Source organism: Streptomyces sp. RLA123 (genome assembly GCF_056270165.1).
The window spans coordinates 2529732-2545411 of sequence record NZ_JBWDOR010000003.1 but is presented as its reverse complement, the minus strand read 5'-3'; the positions used below and the strand labels follow the sequence as shown (position 1 = coordinate 2545411).

Here is a 15680-nt window from a genome sequence, read left to right as displayed (position 1 = left end):
GCGACCCGCAGGAGGGCGGCCGCCCTGCGGCCGCACGCCGTACGGCTCGGCCTGATGGCCGTGCCGGCCGCCTTCTTCGCGGTGTTCTTCGGATACCCGGTCGCCGCCATCGTCACCCGCGGGCTCCGCGAGGGCGGCCGATGGCGCCTGGGCCGGTTCGCGGACGTGCTGGGCGACCCCGACATCCTGCACGTGCTGTGGTTCACCTGCTGGCAGGCGGCCGCCTCGACCGCGCTCACCCTGGCGATCGCCCTGCCGGGCGCCTATGTGTTCGCGCGCTTCGACTTCCCCGGGCGGCATCTGCTGCGGGCGGTGGTGACCGTGCCCTTCGTGCTGCCCACGGTGGTCGCCGGCTCGGCGTTCCTCGCGCTGCTGGGCCGGGGCGGGCTGCTGGACGAGCTGTGGGGCGTGCGTCTGGACACCACCGTGTGGGCGATCCTGCTGGCGCACGTCTTCTTCAACTATGCCGTGGTCGTACGCACCGTGGGCGGCCTGTGGTCGCAGCTCGACCCTCGGCAGGAGGAGGCCGCCCGGGTGCTGGGCGCCGGGCGGTTCGGCGCGTGGCGGCGAGTGACGCTGCCCGCGCTCGCGCCGGCCGTGGCGGCGGCCGCGGTCATGGTGTTCCTCTTCACCTTCACGTCCTTCGGGGTGGTGCAGATCCTCGGCGGGCCCGCCTACTCCACCCTGGAGGTGGAGATCTACCGTGAGACGGCCCAGTTGCTGGACCTGCCGACGGCCGCCGTGCTGACGATCGTCCAGTTCGCCGCCGTGGTCGGCATCCTGGCCGTGCACGCCCGGACCGTACGCCGCCGCGAGAGCGCGCTGCGGCTGGTCGACCCGTCCGGAACGGCGCGGCGGCCGCGCGGCGCGGGCGAGTGGGGGCTGCTGGCCGGGACGCTCGGAGCGGCCGCGCTGCTGATCCTGGTGCCGCTCGGCGTCCTGGTCGAACGGTCACTGGACGGACCCGGTGGATACGGGCTGGACTTCTACCGTGCGCTCGGCTCCGCGGGGGCGGGGGGCGGCACCTTCGGGGTCGCTCCGGTGAGCGCCGTGTGGAACTCGCTGGAGTACGCGGCCGCGGCCACCGCGATCGCCCTGGTCGTCGGCGGTCTGGCGGCGGCCGCGCTCACCCGGCGCGCCGGCCGGCTCGTCCGCGGCTTCGACGCGCTGCTGATGCTGCCGCTGGGCACCTCCGCCGTCACCATCGGCTTCGGCTTCCTCATCACACTCGACGAACCCCCGCTGGACCTGCGGTCCTCGTGGATCCTCGTGCCCCTCGCCCAGGCGCTGGTCGGGGTGCCCTTCGTGGTGCGCACCATGCTGCCGGTGCTGCGTGCGGTGGACGAGCGGCTGCGCGAGGCGGCCGCGGTGCTCGGGGCGTCGCCGCTGCGCGCCTGGCGCGAGGTGGATCTGCCGTTGGTACGGCGGGCTCTGCTGGTGGCGGCGGGTTTCGCCTTCGCCGTCTCTCTGGGCGAGTTCGGGGCGACGGTCTTCATCGCGCGGCCCGACAACCCCACGCTGCCGGTCGCGGTGGCCCGCCTGCTCGGGCGGGCCGGCGAACTCAACCACGGGCAGGCGATGGCGCTGAGCACCGTGCTGATGCTGGTGTGCGCGGGCGCGCTGCTGGCACTGGAACGGCTGCGTGTCCACGGCAGCCACCGCGACGACAGGACGGGGGAGTTCTGATGACCCTGCTGAGACTGGACGGCGCCACCGTGCGCTTCGGCGGACGGGCCGTCCTGGACGCCGTGGACCTGGAGGTCGCCGAGCACGAGACGGTGTGCGTGCTCGGACCCAGTGGCGGCGGCAAGTCCACGATGCTGCGCGCCGTGGCCGGGCTGCAACCGCTCGACGCCGGTCGCGTCCTGCTCGGCGGCCGGGACCAGAGCGGCGTGCCGGCGCACCGGCGCGGGGTGGGCCTGATGTTCCAGGACCACCAGCTCTTCCCGCAGCACGACGTCGCGGGCAACGTCGGTTTCGGCCTGCGCATACGCGGGACGGTGCGGGGCGAACGCGACCGCCTGGTGGGGGAGTTGCTGGAGCTGGTCGGGCTCCCCGGCGCGCAGCGGCGCGCCGTGGCATCCCTGTCGGGCGGTGAGCAGCAGCGGGTCGCGCTGGCCCGCGCGCTGGCGCCCGAACCGCGGCTGCTCATGCTGGACGAGCCGCTCGGGCAGCTCGACCGTGGTCTGCGCGAGCGTCTCGTGGTCGAACTGCGCCAGCTCTTCCGCCGGTTGGGCACGACCGTGCTGGCCGTCACCCACGACCAGGGCGAGGCCTTCGCGCTCGCCGACCGGGTCGTCGTCATGCGTGACGGGCACGTCGAGCAGGCCGGCACGCCGCTGGAGGTGTGGCGGCGGCCCGCGTCGGAGTTCGTGGCCCGCTTCCTCGGATTCGGCAACGTGCCGGCGGTGACCGTCACCGGAGACGCCGCCGACACCCCCTGGGGCAAGATCCCTGTACCGCCCGGATCGCCGCAGGGGCCCGGCCGGCTCCTGGTGCGCCCGGCCGGGGTGCGGCTCGTGCCCGCCGAAGAGGGGCTGCCGTGCGCGGTGGTCGCGCGCACCTTCCGCGGTGACCAGGTCACGCTGCTGCTGGAGCCCGCGGGCGGGCCGCGCCTGGAGGCCTCGTGCGCCCTGCGTGACGCGCCTGCCGAGGGGGAGACGGTCGGTGTCGCCTTCGCCGCCGACGAGGTCGTGGTGCTCGGGGCCTGAGGGTTCGCGCTGCTCGCCGTGCGTCGGCGGTCCGGTCAAGCCGGGCTCGCCCACCCGCTCGGCCGGGCGCTGTGTCCCAGCTGTGTCCCCGCGCAAACGCCGGACGTGCACGGCACCGGGCAGACGCCTTTCCTCCCGGGCGATCCCCGCTCACCAGGACGATCGGGTTCCCGGCCCTCGTACCGCGAGGGCCGGGACGTGGCTGCTACCGGGCCTCGTCCGCCGTGAGGCGGGCCAGCGCCCTGGGGGCGTCCTCGATGGAGTCCACCAGGGCGATGCGGGGCGCCATGCTGCGGCCTTCGGCGAGGGACTGGAGGAGGGGCCAGGCCGGGAGGCGGGTCGTCCAGTGCTCCTCGTCGACCAGCACCATGGGGCGCGGGGCGCCGTTCGACTCGTAGTAGTTGGGCGTGGTGTTGTCGAAGATCTCCTGCACGGTGCCCGCCGCGCCCGGAAGGAAGACCACGCCCGCTGTGCAGCGGGCCAGCAGGCCGTCCTCGCGGGTGGCGTTGGCGAAGTACTTGGCGATGTGCGCGGCGAAGGCGTTCGGCGGCTCGTGACCGTAGAACCAGGTCGGCACGCCGACGGAGGCGCCCCCGCCGGGGTAGCGGTCGCGCACGGCGAAGACGGCGCGGGCCCAGTCGGTGATGGAGGGCCGGAAGGAGGGGACCTGCGCGAGCGTGTCGAGCGCGTCCTTGAGCATCGCGTCGTCGAAGGGCGCCGCGTACGCGCCGAGGTTGGCCGCCTCCATGGCGCCGGGTCCTCCGCCGGTCGCCACGGTCAGGCCCTCGCGGGCCAGCGCCCTGCCGAGGCGGGCCGCGCCCGCGTAGGCGTCGGTGCCGCGGGCCATGGCGTGGCCGCCCATCACGCCGACGACGCGGGCCCCGGCGAGGAGTTCGTCGAAGGCGTCGGAGACGGCGTCGTCGTGGATGCTGCGGAGCATCGACGCGAAGATGTCGCCCGTGTCGCGGGTGCGCAGGAACCACTGGTACGCGTGCGCGTCGGGCGTCGCGTCGTAGCCGTCGGGGCTGGTCAGGCCCTCGTACAGGGCATCCGGGGTGTAGAGCGTGCCCCGGTACGGGTCGAAGGGCAGCTCCGGCACGGGCGGGAAGACCAGGGCGCCCGTGGAGCGGACGTGGGCGGCGGCCTCCGGCTCCATCGGGCAGCCGAGGAACACGGCCTCGGTGGTGTCCGCGGAGAGCAGGGCGAAGGTACGGGTCGTCAGATCGACCGACTGCACGCGGTGTCCGCGCAGGGAGCCCGACGCGGCGACGCGGTCGAACTCGTCCAGGGTCTCGATCTCGATGTCGCGGGGCGGCTGTTGCACGCCCGCCACTCTAGCGAGCGCCGGCGGGCGGGTCCGCCGGGGGCGGAGGAGGGGAGGGGGCGCCCGGTTCGAGGAGGGGAATCGGGCGCCCCGGTCCACCGTGGGGCCCGGACGGTGCCGGGCCCGACGCCCACTACGGCAGGGGGAGAGTGCCGAGGTGGGAGACCAGCCAGGTGACCGGAGCCACCAGGACGAATGCGGTGGTCGTGCGCAGGGTGGCGGCGGAACGCAGGAGGGAGGCGGGGGCGCCGAGGCGGGTGAGGGCCGATGTCGAGGGGCGCCGGGCCCGCTTGGCGTCGACCGTCGCCGTGAGCGCGGTGCCGGCGGCCGCGACGGCGACGAGCGTGGCGCCGAGCACGGTCAGCGGACCGAGGGGCTGGGCGCCCGCGTCGAGCCGGGCCGCCGTGGCGAGGCCGGCGGCGCACACGGCGCACAGGACGCCGAGAGGGCGGCCGACGCGGGGGGCCTCCTCCTGAAGGGCGCGCCCGGCGAGCAGGCGCAGCGCGGTCGGCCGGCAGGAGGCCAGGAGGCGGCCGCACTCGTGGAGCAGACCCGGCATGGCCAGGACCAGGCCGATGGCGATGAGGATCCAGCCGCCCGCCATGGCCGGGGCGATCCCGCCGAGGCCGCCGGGCAGCGGGAGGAGGGTGCCGGGCGGGTTCCGGCGTGCGTCGTGGGCGGCGGTGATCTCGATGGCGAGGCCGATCGTGGTGAGCGCCGCCCCCCAGGGCAGTCCGGTGGGCGGTGTGCGGACGGCCGTCTCGTCGGTGGCCGTCGCGCGCGCCGCCCGCAGGCAGTACGCGGTCGCCACGGCGGAGACCACCGGCACCAGCGCGAGCAGCGTGAGCGCCCCCACCACCGGCAGCGGGCGGTCCGCGCCGAGCGGTCCGGAGGCGGCGCCGCTCAGCGGCGAGCCGGGCAGGTCGCCGCGCAGGTGGAGGAAGGCCAGCAGCGCGAGCAGGACCCCGAGACCGGTGCTGAGCGCGGTGCTCGCCGCGCCCAGGAGCGGCAGCCCGTGCCGCCCGAGCCCGGCCGCGGACAGACCGGCGTGCAGGCGCCCGCTGGGCTCCGTCCGCGCGACGAACACCGACAGGTGCACGGTGGCGGCGAACGGCACGGCGCACCACGCGAGCCGGATCAGCCCGCGGGCGGTGCCCCCGGTGTGGGTGAGGGCATGGCCCAGGGTGGCGAGCAGCAGGAAGCCGGTGCCCGCGGCCGCCGCCACGACCAGCAGCCGGCGTGCCAGGACGGCCGGCCGCGAGCCGAGCGCTACACGGAGGCTGAGCACGAGTCGGCGCCCTCTCGGTCCTGCTGCGGCATGCCCGCGACGGGGCGGCCGTCGACGAGAGTGATGACCCGGTCGGCGAGCGAGACGACCTCGGGTTCGTTGGACGCCAGGACGACCGTGATGCCGTGCGAGCGTGCCGCACTGGTCAGCATGCGCAGCACCTGGGAGCGGTCGGCGCGGTGCAGCGGGGCGGTCGGCTCGTCCGCGAACACCACGGCGGGGCGGTTGACCAGGGCCCTGGCGATCGCGACGCGCTGGCGTTCGGCTTGGAGCAGCTGGCCGGGGCGCTTGCGGGCGGCACCGCCGATGTCCAGGCGGTCCAGCCAGTCCTGGGCGGCGGTGCGGGCGGTGCGGTAGGGGATTCCGGCCAGCAGCAGCGGCAGCGCGGCGTTCTCACACACCGTCAGTTCGGGCAGCAGTTGCGGGGTGCTCTCCACCCAGCCGAAACGCTCGCGCCGCAGTCGTTCGCGTGCGGCGCTGCCCAGGGTGTGCACAGGTGCGCTGTTGAACCACACCTCGCCCTGCTCCGGCAGCAGTTCGCCGGACAGGCAGCGCAGCAGTGTCGTCTTCCCGGCGCCGTGCGGGCCGAGGATGCCGAGGATCTCGCCCTCCCGCACGCCCAGGGACACACCGAGCAGGGCGGGTGAGCGGTCGTGCGTGTGGCGCAGGCCGCGGGCCCACAGCACGTCGTTGTCGGGTGGGTTCACGTTGGCCTCTAACGAACGCGGGGAGTCCGGGTCACTGCGGGCACGCTACGCGCCCGGCGCCCCCGGGCCGCGGTTACCGTGGGCCTTTGCGCGCGCGGCCACCCGTGCGGCCTAGCTGCGACGGTGGTGTGCCGGCCGCCGTGCACACGCAGGGGCCCCTCCGGCGAGTGCGCCGAAGGGGCCGGGAGCGTTGCTGAGGCGAACAGAGCCCCGGAGATCACAGCTTGGTCCAGGCCTCCGTGAGGACCGTGCGCAGGACGCCCTCGATCTCGTCGAACGTCGACTGGTCGGCGATCAGCGGCGGGGCGAGCTGGACGACCGGGTCGCCGCGGTCGTCGGCGCGGCAGTACAGGCCGTTCTCGAAGAGCGCCTTGCTGAGGAAGCCGTACAGGACGCGCTCGGTCTCCTCGTCGGTGAAGGTCTCCTTGGTGGCCTTGTCCTTGACGAGCTCGATCCCGTAGAAGAAGCCGTTGCCGCGGACGTCGCCCACGATCGGCAGGTCGTGCAACTTCTCCAGGGTGGCGCGGAAGGCACCTTCGTTGTCGAGCACGTGCTGGTTGAGCTGCTCGCGCTCGAAGATGTCGAAGTTGGCGAGGGCGACCGCCGACGACACCGGGTGGCCGCCGAAGGTGTAGCCGTGCAGGAAGGTGTTGTCGCCCTTGTAGAAGGGCTCGGCGATGCGGTCGGAGATGATGCACGCGCCGATGGGAGAGTAGCCCGAGGTCATGCCCTTGGCGCAGGTGATCATGTCCGGGACGTAGCCGAACTTGTCGCAGCCGAACATGGTGCCCAGCCGGCCGAAGGCGCAGATGACCTCGTCGGAGACGAGCAGCACGTCGTACTGGTCGCAGATCTCGCGGACCCGCTGGAAGTAGCCGGGCGGCGGCGGGAAGCAGCCGCCGGCGTTCTGCACGGGCTCCAGGAAGACGGCCGCGACGGTGTCGGGGCCTTCGAAGAGGATCTGCTGCTCGATCTGGTCGGCCGCCCAGCGGCCGAAGGCCTCGGGGTCGTCGCCGAAGATCGGGGTGCGGTAGATGTTGGTGTTGGGCACCTTGAACGCGCCGGGGACCAGCGGTTCGAAGGGGGCCTTCAGACCCGGCAGGCCGGTGATGGACAGGGCGCCCTGCGGGGTGCCGTGGTAGGCGACGGCGCGGGAGACGACCTTGTACTTGGTCGGCTTGCCCTTGAGCTTGAAGTACTGCTTGGCCAGCTTCCAGGCGGTCTCGACCGCCTCGCCGCCGCCGGTGGTGAAGAAGACCTTGTTCAGATCGCCGGGGGCGTAGTCCGCCAGCCGCTCGGCGAGCTCCACGGCCTTGGGGTGGGCGTAGCTCCACACCGGGAAGAAGGCCAGTTCCTGGGCCTGCTTGTAGGCGGTCTCGGCGAGTTCGATCCGGCCGTGACCGGCGTTGACCACGAACAGGCCCGCGAGCCCGTCGAGGTACCGCTTGCCCTTGTCGTCGTAGATGTACGTGCCCTCGCCGCGCACGATGGTCGGCACAGGGGCGTTCTCGTACGACGACATGCGGGTGAAGTGCATCCACAGGTGGTCGTACGCGGTCTTGGAAAGGTCCGCGCTCATGGCTATCTGGTTCCCCAGGTGTAGGTCTGCTTCCGGAGCTTGAGATAGACGAAGCTCTCGGTGGACCGCACGCCGGGCAGCGTGCGGATCCGCTTGTTGATCGTCTCCAGAAGATGGTCGTCGTCCTCGCAGACGATCTCGATCAGCAGATCGAAGGAGCCCGCGGTCACGACGACGTACTCGACTTCCGTCATCGCGGCGAGCGCGTCGGCGACGGGATCGATGTCGCCCTCGACGTTGATGCCGACCATGGCCTGCCGCTGGAATCCCACGGTGAGCGGGTCGGTGACGGCGACGATCTGCATGACGCCCTGGTCGAGCAGCTTCTGGACGCGCTGCCGCACGGCCGCCTCGGACAGGCCCACGGCCTTGCCGATGGCGGCGTACGGACGCCTGCCGTCCTCCTGGAGTTGTTCGATGATCGCCTTGGAGACGGAGTCGATCACAAAGGTGCCGTTGGCGCCCCTGGGATCCGGAGTACGAGTGGCCACGCACACACTGTGCATGAGAGGTCAGCAGTCGCGCAACCCCCGTTCAATGAAATCCGCAGTTTTGCGGCTCAAAACTCACGGAATCCATTGTCGCGGAGTTTCGGCTATGTCGAATACGGCAGTGGTGTGGGTAGTCTGGGGGCGTCTCACACATCGGACAGGACAGGGAGAGGTGCAGTGAGCGAGCTCCGTATCTTGCGCAACTACATCAACGGAGAGTTCCGCGACGCCGTCGACGGGCGCACCACGGACGTGGTCAACCCGGTCACCGGCGAGGCCTACGCGACCGCCCCGCTGTCCGGTGCCGCCGACGTCGACGCCGCCATGGCGGCGGCCGCGGCCGCCTTCCCGGTCTGGCGCGACAAGACGCCCTCCGAGCGCCAGAAGGCGCTGCTGAAGATCGCCGACGCCTTCGAGGCGCGCGCGGACGAGCTGGTGGCCGTCGAGAGCGAGAACACCGGCAAGCCGATCGGGCTGACCGCGAGCGAGGAAATCCCGCCGATGGTCGACCAGATCCGGTTCTTCGCGGGCGCCGCCCGCATGCTGGAGGGCCGTTCGGCCGGCGAGTACATGGACGGGATGACCTCCATCGTCCGCCGTGAGCCGGTCGGCGTCTGCGCCCAGGTGGCGCCGTGGAACTACCCCATGATGATGGCCGTGTGGAAGTTCGCCCCGGCGATCGCCGCGGGCAACACGGTCGTCCTGAAGCCCTCGGACACCACCCCCGCCTCGACCGTGCTGATCGCCGGGATCATCGGTGACGTCCTGGCCGAACTGGACCTGCCCAAGGGCATCTTCAACGTGGTCTGCGGCGACCGCGACACCGGCCGGCTGATGGTCGAGCACGCCACCCCCGCGATGGCCTCCATCACCGGCTCGGTACGGGCCGGCATGCAGGTCGCGGCCAGCGCCGCCAAGGACGTCAAGCGGGTCCACCTGGAACTGGGCGGCAAGGCCCCGGTCGTGGTCTTCCAGGACACCGACATCGCCAAGGCCGTCGAGGACATCGCCGTCGCCGGCTACTTCAACGCCGGCCAGGACTGCACCGCCGCCACCCGCGTGCTGGTCCACGAGTCCATCCACGACGAGTTCGTCGCCCAGCTCGCCAAGGCCGCCGCCGACACCAAGACCGGCGCCCCGGACGACGAGGACGTGCTGTACGGCCCGCTCAACAACGCCAACCAGCTCGCCCAGGTCACCGGCTTCATCGAGCGCCTGCCCGCGCACGCCAAGGTCGAGACCGGCGGCCACCGGGTCGGCGACAAGGGCTACTTCTACGCCCCGACCGTGGTGTCCGGCCTCAGGCAGGACGACGAGATCATCCAGAACGAGGTCTTCGGCCCCGTCATCACCGTCCAGTCCTTCACCGACGAGGACCAGGCCGTCTCGTGGGCCAACGGTGTCGACTACGCCCTGGCCTCCTCGGTGTGGACCAAGGACCACGCGCGCGCGATGCGCATGTCCAAGCGCCTCGACTTCGGCTGCGTGTGGATCAACACCCACATCCCGCTGGTCGCCGAGATGCCGCACGGCGGCTTCAAGAAGTCCGGCTACGGCAAGGACCTCTCCGGCTACGGCTTCGAGGACTACACCCGCGTCAAGCACGTCATGACCTCGCTGGACGGCTGACACCCCGGACCCGCGACCGGCCGGGCGGCCCCGGACACACCCTCGTGTCCGGGGCCGCGGCACGTCCGCGTACGCTCCGGATCATGGAGCAACGAAGAGCGCTCGAGCAGCGCATTCGCGTGTGGCTGGTCGTCTTTGTGGTGTGCCTGGCGCTGAGCGGCGTGACCGCGTTCCCGCTCGTCCACGAGGTGCGGTGGGTGGACGGCTGGGGTCTGCCCGGGTTCGTCGGCGACTGGATCTCCCGGGTGCGGGAGGGGGCGGACGCCACCGACGCGGACTACCCGTTCCTGTTCTACGGCACGGACTGGCTCGCTTTCGCCCACCTGGTGATCGCCACGGCCTTCTACGGTGTCTGGCGCGACGCGGTGCGCAACATCTGGATCGTGGAGTGGGCCATGATCGCCTGCGCCGGGGTCATCCCGCTCGCGGCGATCTGCATCCCGATCCGGGGCCTGCCGCTGTGGTGGATGCCGGTCGACATGGCGTTCGGCGTCTTCGGCGTCGTCCCGCTGCTGATCCTGCGCCGCATGATCAAGCGGCTGGAGGCCATGCCCCCTGCGGCGGCCGTGTCACCCGAGCCGTTGCCGGACGCCGGCGCCCCGGCCTGAGGCCGCGTCCGCCGTCACCGCCGAGCGGGACGGACCGGCCGGCCGCCGAGCTCGCCGAGCAGCACCTCGATGCGGTTGGAGGTGATGGCGTCCGCGCCCAGCCGCTCCAGCCGGCGCATCGTACGCCGCAGATCCGCCGTCCACGCGCCCACCAGCAGGCCCTCGCCGCGCGCCCACGCCACCAGAGGGCTGCGCACCAGCCCGAAGCGCAGATTGATCCAGCGCGGCCGCAACTCCGTGAGCAGCAGCGGGGGCACCGGCGCCGCGGTCTTCCAGGTGAGCGCGATCTCCGCGGCCGGATCGCGGTCCCGGACCGCGAGCATCACCGCGGCCTCGCCGCAGTAGTACGTCCGGTCCTCCGCGCCCGCGTCCCGCACCGCGGCCAGGACCGCGGGCGCCGACTCCGGCACCGTCATGTCGACCAGCGCCCGGCAGCCCTCGACCGCGCCGAGCGCCTCGTACAGCGTGGGGATCCCCGGTGGCAGGGCTGCCGCCGGCAGTTCCGCCAAGGCGGCGTCCACCCCCCACAGCCGGGTGAGGGTGGGATCGTGCAGCAGCACCGGCACGACGTCGCGGGTCACCCGTACGTCCATCTCCACCGCGTCCGCCCCCGCGTGCAGCGCGCTGCGCAGCGAGGGCAGGGTGTTCTCGCGGTGGCGGTACGGGTCGCCGCGATGGGCGACGGCTAGCGCTGCCATCCGGCCAGGTGCGCGTCGATCTCGGCGGACAGCCGTGCCTTGCCGCCGGCGTCCAGGAAGGACGCCTCGACGGCGTTCCTGGCCAGCGCGGCCACGCCCGTCTCGTCCAGCTCCAGCAGACGGGCGGCGACCGCGTACTCGGAGTTGAGGTCGGTGCCGAACATCGGCGGGTCGTCGCTGTTGATCGTGACCAGCACGCCCGCGGCGACCATCTGCTTCACCGGGTGCTCGTCCAGGGTGGTCACCGCGCGGGTGGCGATGTTGGAGGTCGGGCAGACCTCCAGCGGAATGCGGTGCTCGGCCAGGTGGTCCAGCAGCCGCGGGTCCTGTGTGGCGCTCGTGCCGTGGCCGATGCGCTCGGCGCCCAGATCGTTCAGCGCGTCCCAGATCGTCTGCGGGCCGGTGGTCTCGCCCGCGTGCGGCACGCTGCGCAGGCCCACCGCGCGGGCACGGTCGAAGTACGGCTTGAACTGCGGGCGCGGCACACCGATCTCCGGGCCGCCCAGGCCGAAGCTGACCAGACCCTCCGGGCGCAGTTCGGTGGCGATGCGCGCGGTCTCCTCCGCCGAGGCCAGGCCGGCCTCGCCGGGGATGTCGAAGCACCAGCGCAGCACGATGCCCAGTTCCTTCTCGGCCGCCGTGCGCGCGTCCTCGATCGCCTCCACGAACGCCCGGTCCGGGATGCCACGCCGCACCGAGCTGTACGGGGTCACGGTCAGTTCGGCGTAGCGGATGTTCTGCCGCACCATGTCCCGGGCCACCTCGTACGTCAGCAGGCGCACGTCCTCCGCGTCGCGGATCAGGTCGACGACGGACAGATAGACCTCGATGAAGTGCGCGAAGTCCCGGAAGCTGAAGTACTCGGCGAGTGCGGCGGGGTCGGAGGGCACCTTGGAATCCGGGTGCCGTGCGGCCAGCTCGGCGACGATGCGGGGCGAGGCGGAACCCACATGGTGGACGTGGAGTTCGGCCTTCGGCAGCCCCGCGATGAAGGCGTCGAGGGCGGGCACGGTGTCGGACATGCGGTGATCCTCCTGAGCGCTCGGCGGCAACGGCCATCGTAGACGCGAAATTGTTGCGGTCCGCCGTCTTCGCAGGCCATAGCATTGCCCGACGTAGCCAGGAGGATCACCGCATGTCCGACGACCGCGAGACCCCGGCGCCACACGACGCCGCCCCCGCCCACCCCCCCGTCCCGCCGCCGGACGACACCCCCGACGACCGCACCCGGGCCTTCCGCCGGGTGCAGGCGCATGCGCCCGAGGCCGAGGCCGCGCCCGGCGCCGCCGCGGGTAGGGACGACCCGGCTCCCGCGGATGCCGCTTCGCCGGTGGCCGCGGCGGAGTCCGGGGTGGTGGAGGCCGGCAGCCCGGTTGCCGACCCGGTCGAGGACGCGCCGCCCGTGGACCCGGTCGAGGACGTCCGTGTACGGGAGTTCGGCGCGATGCCGCCGCAGGCGGCGGACCCGGTGGGCCAGGCCGCCGCCGCCGCGGGCGGGGACGACCCGGCTCCCGCGGATGCCGCTTCGCCGGTGGCCGCGGCGGAGTCCGGGGTGGTGGAGGCCGGCAGCCCGGTCGCCGACCCGGTCGAGGACGTCCGTGCGCGGGAGTTCGGCGCGGTGCCGCCGCAGGCGGCGGACCCGGTGGGCCAGGCCGCCGCCGTGACGCAGGATCCGTGGGCACCGCCGGTGCCCGGGGCCGGGTACCCGGCCGCGCCGCAGCCGGGTCCGTGGGGGTATCCCGCGGCCGCCGTACCGGCGCAGCCGCAGCCGCAGGCGCCCGCGGCGGGGGAACCGTGGGCCCCGCCACCCATACCGCAGGCCCCTGGTGTGGAGATGACGAAGCGGCCGGTGCCCGCCGACGCGCCGGCCCCGCAGGCACACACGCAGACGCAGGCACCGACGCAGCCGTACCCGTACGGCCAGTGGGGAGCCGTCCCCCCGCAGGGGCAGTACCCGGGCTACCCCGGCCAGCCGGGTCACCCCGGATACCCCGGATACCCCGGCCACTCCGGATATCCGGGGTACCCGGCGTATCCCGAGTACCCGGGCTACCCCGGATACCCCGGCTACCCCGGCCCGTACGGGGCCTGGGGGCAGCCCGCGCCGCGCAACGGGTTCGGGGTCACCGCGATGGTGCTCGGCATCATCGGCTCCATCCTCGGTGTCGCGTGCTTCGGGGCGTTCCTCGGCCTTCCCCTGGGTCTGGCGGCGCTCGCCTTCGGCATCGTCGGCCTGCGCCTCGCGCGCCGCGGCGAGGCGACCAACCGCGGCCAGGCGCTGACCGGCCTGATCCTCGGCATCGCGTCCGTGGTGGTCTCCGGCGCGATGATCACGCTGGTGGTCGGCGGGATCAGCGGCGGCTGGTTCGACTCGGCGGACGGCGAGATCATCAGCGCGGACGGGGGCGAGTACGGCATGCCGCTGGAGGCCGGCACCCCCGCGACGTACGACGACGGTGTGGTGGTGACCGTCTCCGCCGCGCGGGAGGCCGACGATGTGTCCTCGGATTCGGCATCCGACGGCACCGCGGTGACGTTCACCGTGACCCTCGAGAACACCGGTGACGAAACCGCCGACATGTCCGACTCCGAGGCCAACGCCTATGCCGAGGAGGAGGACGAGGACACCCTCGAGGACATCACGCAGGACGACGGGCTGCCCGGGGAGCTGGGCTCCGGCGAGACCGTGACGTCCGACGTCACCGTGATCGTGCCCGACGACGACCAGGACGGCAGGTTCCAGGTCGAGATCGCCCCCGGCTTCGACTACGACTACACCTACTGGGAGCTGCCGGTCCCCTGACCTACCGACGCACCGCTTCCAGCGCGAGCAGCGCCACGTGCAGCGACAGGCAGGACTCCACCTGGTCCAGGTCGATGCCGAGGACGCGCTCGACGCGGTGCAGCCGGTCGTAGAAGGAGGGCCGTGACAGGTGGGCGGCGTCCGCCGCCGCCGATTTGTTGCGGCCGCTCTCCAGATAGGCGGCGAGGATGCGCACCAGGTCCGTGCCGTGCTCGGCGTCGTGCGCCAGCAGCGGGCCGAGTTCGCGCTCCACGTACGTCTGGAGGCGGGCGTCGTCGCGCAGCAGATGCAGCAGCCCCCGCAGCCGTACGTCCGGCAGCCGGTAGTAGGCCCGTCCGCCCCCCGCTCCCACCCTTGTCCCGGACGGCTGCGCTCTTCCGCCCTCCTGCCGGCCGCCGTGCAGTGCGGCGTCCGCGACCTGGGCGGCCTCCAGCAGGGTCCGGCGGGCGTCGCGCAGCGATCCGACGGAGGAGCCGGCGGCCATGACGAAGGCGGGGCCGCCGTCCGGCGCGGTCTCGGTGAGCCGGGTGAGCGCGGCGGCGAAGCCCTCCAGCGCGGTGTGCTCGTCGTCGGCGGGGCCGAGGGAGACCAGGACACCGACCGCGCCATCGTCGAGGGTGCCGGTGAGCGCGGTCAGCCCCCGGTCGCGCACGGCCTGACCGGCGGTCTCGGTGAAGTCCCGCAGCCTGGCCTGCGCCTCCAGAGCCGCGGCGACGCCCGCGCCGCGCAGCCGCAGCATGACGCCCACGAGCCGGCGGCCCTCCAGGGGCACGCCGATCGCCCGGGCGCGGAGGGCGACGTCGGAGACGGTGAGGGCGTGGGTGAGGATTCCGGACAGCAGGGTGCGGTGGGTCTGCCGTTCCAGCGACTCGCGGTCACGTTCCAGCAGGCGGTTCAGGGCCAGGGTGGCGGCGCCGCGTTCCAGCAGCACGGTGTGCGGGTGCTGGCGTTCGCCGGCCGCGGGCGCGGAGTCCGGCACCGGTTCCCCGACGACGACCAGCCGCCCCCAGTCGCGGCCGCGGGCCCCGACCCCGGTGACCAGCCAGCCGCTGCGGGGGTCGTGGCCGGTGCGGCCGGCCGGGGCGACGCCGCGGCTGCGGCGTTCCCAGCCGTCGAGCAGCGCCTGCGGGTCGTGCCCTGCCGGGTCGAAGGCGAGTACCTGGTGGGAGAGGTTCTCCAGGACGACGGGCGCGCCCGCGATGCGTGCGACCTCGCGGACGATCTCGTCGGCCTCCGCGCCCTCCACGGACAGCTCGTTGAAGGTCTGGTGGACCGCCTCGGAGGCCCGCAACTCGCTGAGCTGGGCGTCCACGACGTGTGCGTGCACTGCCTCGGTGACGGCGACGAACCGGACCTCGTTGCGGAGCGCGACGAGCGTCAGCCCGCGCCGTTCCGCGGCCCGCACCAGCGGTCGCGGCAGGGTGTCCGCGTAGCGGCGGCCGAGTTCGACGACCAGGCCCGAGGCGCCGACGTCGGCGAGGTCGTCGATGTAGCGGGCCAGCGGTTCCTTGTCCTCGGGGAGCATGACGCCCGTGGTCAGCACCAGTTCGCCGCCGTGCAGCATGCCGGCGATGTCGGCGAGCTCGCTGACGTGCACCCAGCGCACCGGCCGGTGGAGCCCGTCGGCGCCCGCGACGACCTGCGGCGACCCGCGGCGGAGCGCGTCGAGCTGCAGGACCTCGGCGACGGTGGGGAACACGGTGCGACCTCCGGGGAGGGTGGGGCGGGCGGGTCGGGGCGGCAAGGCACGCGGCGGGCGGCACTGCCACCGTAGCCCGCGGGTGCACGGGCGGCCGGGGCACGGCATGCGAGGTGCCGGTTGCCGGGCGCGGGCGGCTTTCG

Annotated in this window: 13 protein-coding genes; 5 read left to right on the top strand and 8 right to left on the bottom strand. The window is 73.3% G+C overall.

Annotation, left to right across the window (positions count from 1 at the left end; translation table 11 throughout):
- Nucleotides 1–54: 54 nt before the first annotated feature.
- Both RV983_RS11310 and RV983_RS11305 read left to right on the top strand, forming a co-directional pair.
- Nucleotides 55–1686 (top strand): ABC transporter permease, encoded by a 1632-nt coding sequence (locus RV983_RS11310; RefSeq protein WP_475990285.1) that lies wholly within the window; start codon nt 55–57, stop codon nt 1684–1686.
- Nucleotides 1686–2711 (top strand): ABC transporter ATP-binding protein, encoded by a 1026-nt coding sequence (locus tag RV983_RS11305; RefSeq protein WP_475985670.1) that lies wholly within the window; start codon nt 1686–1688, stop codon nt 2709–2711. Before RV983_RS11310 ends, RV983_RS11305 begins: the two co-directional genes overlap by 1 nt.
- 205 nt (nt 2712–2916) lie before the next feature.
- On the opposite strand, the gene RV983_RS11300 is transcribed toward RV983_RS11305, so the two are convergent.
- The 5 genes from RV983_RS11300 to RV983_RS11280 form a co-directional block, all read right to left on the bottom strand.
- Nucleotides 2917–4044 (bottom strand): LOG family protein, encoded by a 1128-nt coding sequence (locus RV983_RS11300; RefSeq protein ID WP_475985669.1) that lies wholly within the window; start codon nt 4042–4044, stop codon nt 2917–2919.
- Nucleotides 4045–4168: 124 nt separating this feature from the next.
- Nucleotides 4169–5323, bottom strand: coding sequence for a hypothetical protein (locus RV983_RS11295; protein ID WP_475985668.1), 1155 nt, complete (start codon nt 5321–5323; stop codon nt 4169–4171).
- Nucleotides 5305–6030, bottom strand: a complete 726-nt coding sequence (locus tag RV983_RS11290; RefSeq protein ID WP_475985667.1) for an ABC transporter ATP-binding protein — start codon at nt 6028–6030, stop codon at nt 5305–5307. Before RV983_RS11290 ends, RV983_RS11295 begins: the two co-directional genes overlap by 19 nt.
- 217 nt (nt 6031–6247) lie before the next feature.
- On the bottom strand, nt 6248–7609 hold the full coding sequence (locus tag RV983_RS11285) for an aspartate aminotransferase family protein (RefSeq protein ID WP_475985666.1): 1362 nt from the start codon (nt 7607–7609) through the stop codon (nt 6248–6250).
- A 2-nt stretch (nt 7610–7611) separates the two neighbouring features.
- Nucleotides 7612–8115: an Lrp/AsnC family transcriptional regulator gene (locus RV983_RS11280; protein ID WP_475985665.1), complete on the bottom strand. Its 504-nt coding sequence runs from the start codon at nt 8113–8115 to the stop codon at nt 7612–7614.
- Nucleotides 8116–8277: 162 nt separating this feature from the next.
- Here RV983_RS11280 and RV983_RS11275 point away from each other — a divergent pair, with 162 nt between their 5' ends.
- Nucleotides 8278–9729 (top strand): gamma-aminobutyraldehyde dehydrogenase, encoded by a 1452-nt coding sequence (locus RV983_RS11275; RefSeq protein ID WP_475985664.1) that lies wholly within the window; start codon nt 8278–8280, stop codon nt 9727–9729.
- Between the two features lie 83 nt (nt 9730–9812).
- Nucleotides 9813–10337: a hypothetical protein gene (locus RV983_RS11270; protein ID WP_475985663.1), complete on the top strand. Its 525-nt coding sequence runs from the start codon at nt 9813–9815 to the stop codon at nt 10335–10337.
- Between the two features lie 14 nt (nt 10338–10351).
- Here RV983_RS11270 and RV983_RS11265 read toward each other — a convergent pair whose 3' ends face one another.
- Together RV983_RS11265 and RV983_RS11260 are read right to left on the bottom strand one after the other, a co-directional pair.
- Entirely contained in the window at nt 10352–11035 is a 684-nt protein-coding gene (locus RV983_RS11265) for a glycerophosphodiester phosphodiesterase (protein ID WP_475985662.1), read from the bottom strand.
- Nucleotides 11023–12057: an adenosine deaminase gene (locus tag RV983_RS11260; protein ID WP_475985661.1), complete on the bottom strand. Its 1035-nt coding sequence runs from the start codon at nt 12055–12057 to the stop codon at nt 11023–11025. Before RV983_RS11260 ends, RV983_RS11265 begins: the two co-directional genes overlap by 13 nt.
- Before the next feature lie 113 nt (nt 12058–12170).
- Between RV983_RS11260 and RV983_RS11255 the strand changes: the two genes are divergently transcribed.
- Complete coding sequence (locus RV983_RS11255) at nt 12171–13838, top strand: DUF4190 domain-containing protein (RefSeq protein WP_475985660.1); 1668 nt, start codon at nt 12171–12173, stop codon at nt 13836–13838.
- A gap of 1 nt (nt 13839) precedes the next feature.
- On the opposite strand, the gene RV983_RS11250 is transcribed toward RV983_RS11255, so the two are convergent.
- On the bottom strand, nt 13840–15537 hold the full coding sequence (locus RV983_RS11250) for a PucR family transcriptional regulator (protein WP_475985659.1): 1698 nt from the start codon (nt 15535–15537) through the stop codon (nt 13840–13842).
- Nucleotides 15538–15680 lie beyond the last annotated feature (143 nt).

Bases quoted from the DNA above. Each gene is read 5' to 3' on its own strand.
- RV983_RS11310 (WP_475990285.1), top strand. From the start codon at position 55: ATGGCCGTGCCGGCCGCCTTCTTCGCGGTGTTCTTCGGATACCCGGTC.
- RV983_RS11305 (WP_475985670.1), top strand. From the start codon at position 1,686: ATGACCCTGCTGAGACTGGACGGCGCCACCGTGCGCTTCGGCGGACGG.
- RV983_RS11285 (WP_475985666.1), bottom strand. From the start codon at position 7,609: ATGAGCGCGGACCTTTCCAAGACCGCGTACGACCACCTGTGGATGCAC.
- RV983_RS11280 (WP_475985665.1), bottom strand. From the start codon at position 8,115: ATGCACAGTGTGTGCGTGGCCACTCGTACTCCGGATCCCAGGGGCGCC.
- RV983_RS11270 (WP_475985663.1), top strand. From the start codon at position 9,813: ATGGAGCAACGAAGAGCGCTCGAGCAGCGCATTCGCGTGTGGCTGGTC.
- RV983_RS11265 (WP_475985662.1), bottom strand. From the start codon at position 11,035: ATGGCAGCGCTAGCCGTCGCCCATCGCGGCGACCCGTACCGCCACCGC.
- RV983_RS11260 (WP_475985661.1), bottom strand. From the start codon at position 12,057: ATGTCCGACACCGTGCCCGCCCTCGACGCCTTCATCGCGGGGCTGCCG.
- RV983_RS11255 (WP_475985660.1), top strand. From the start codon at position 12,171: ATGTCCGACGACCGCGAGACCCCGGCGCCACACGACGCCGCCCCCGCC.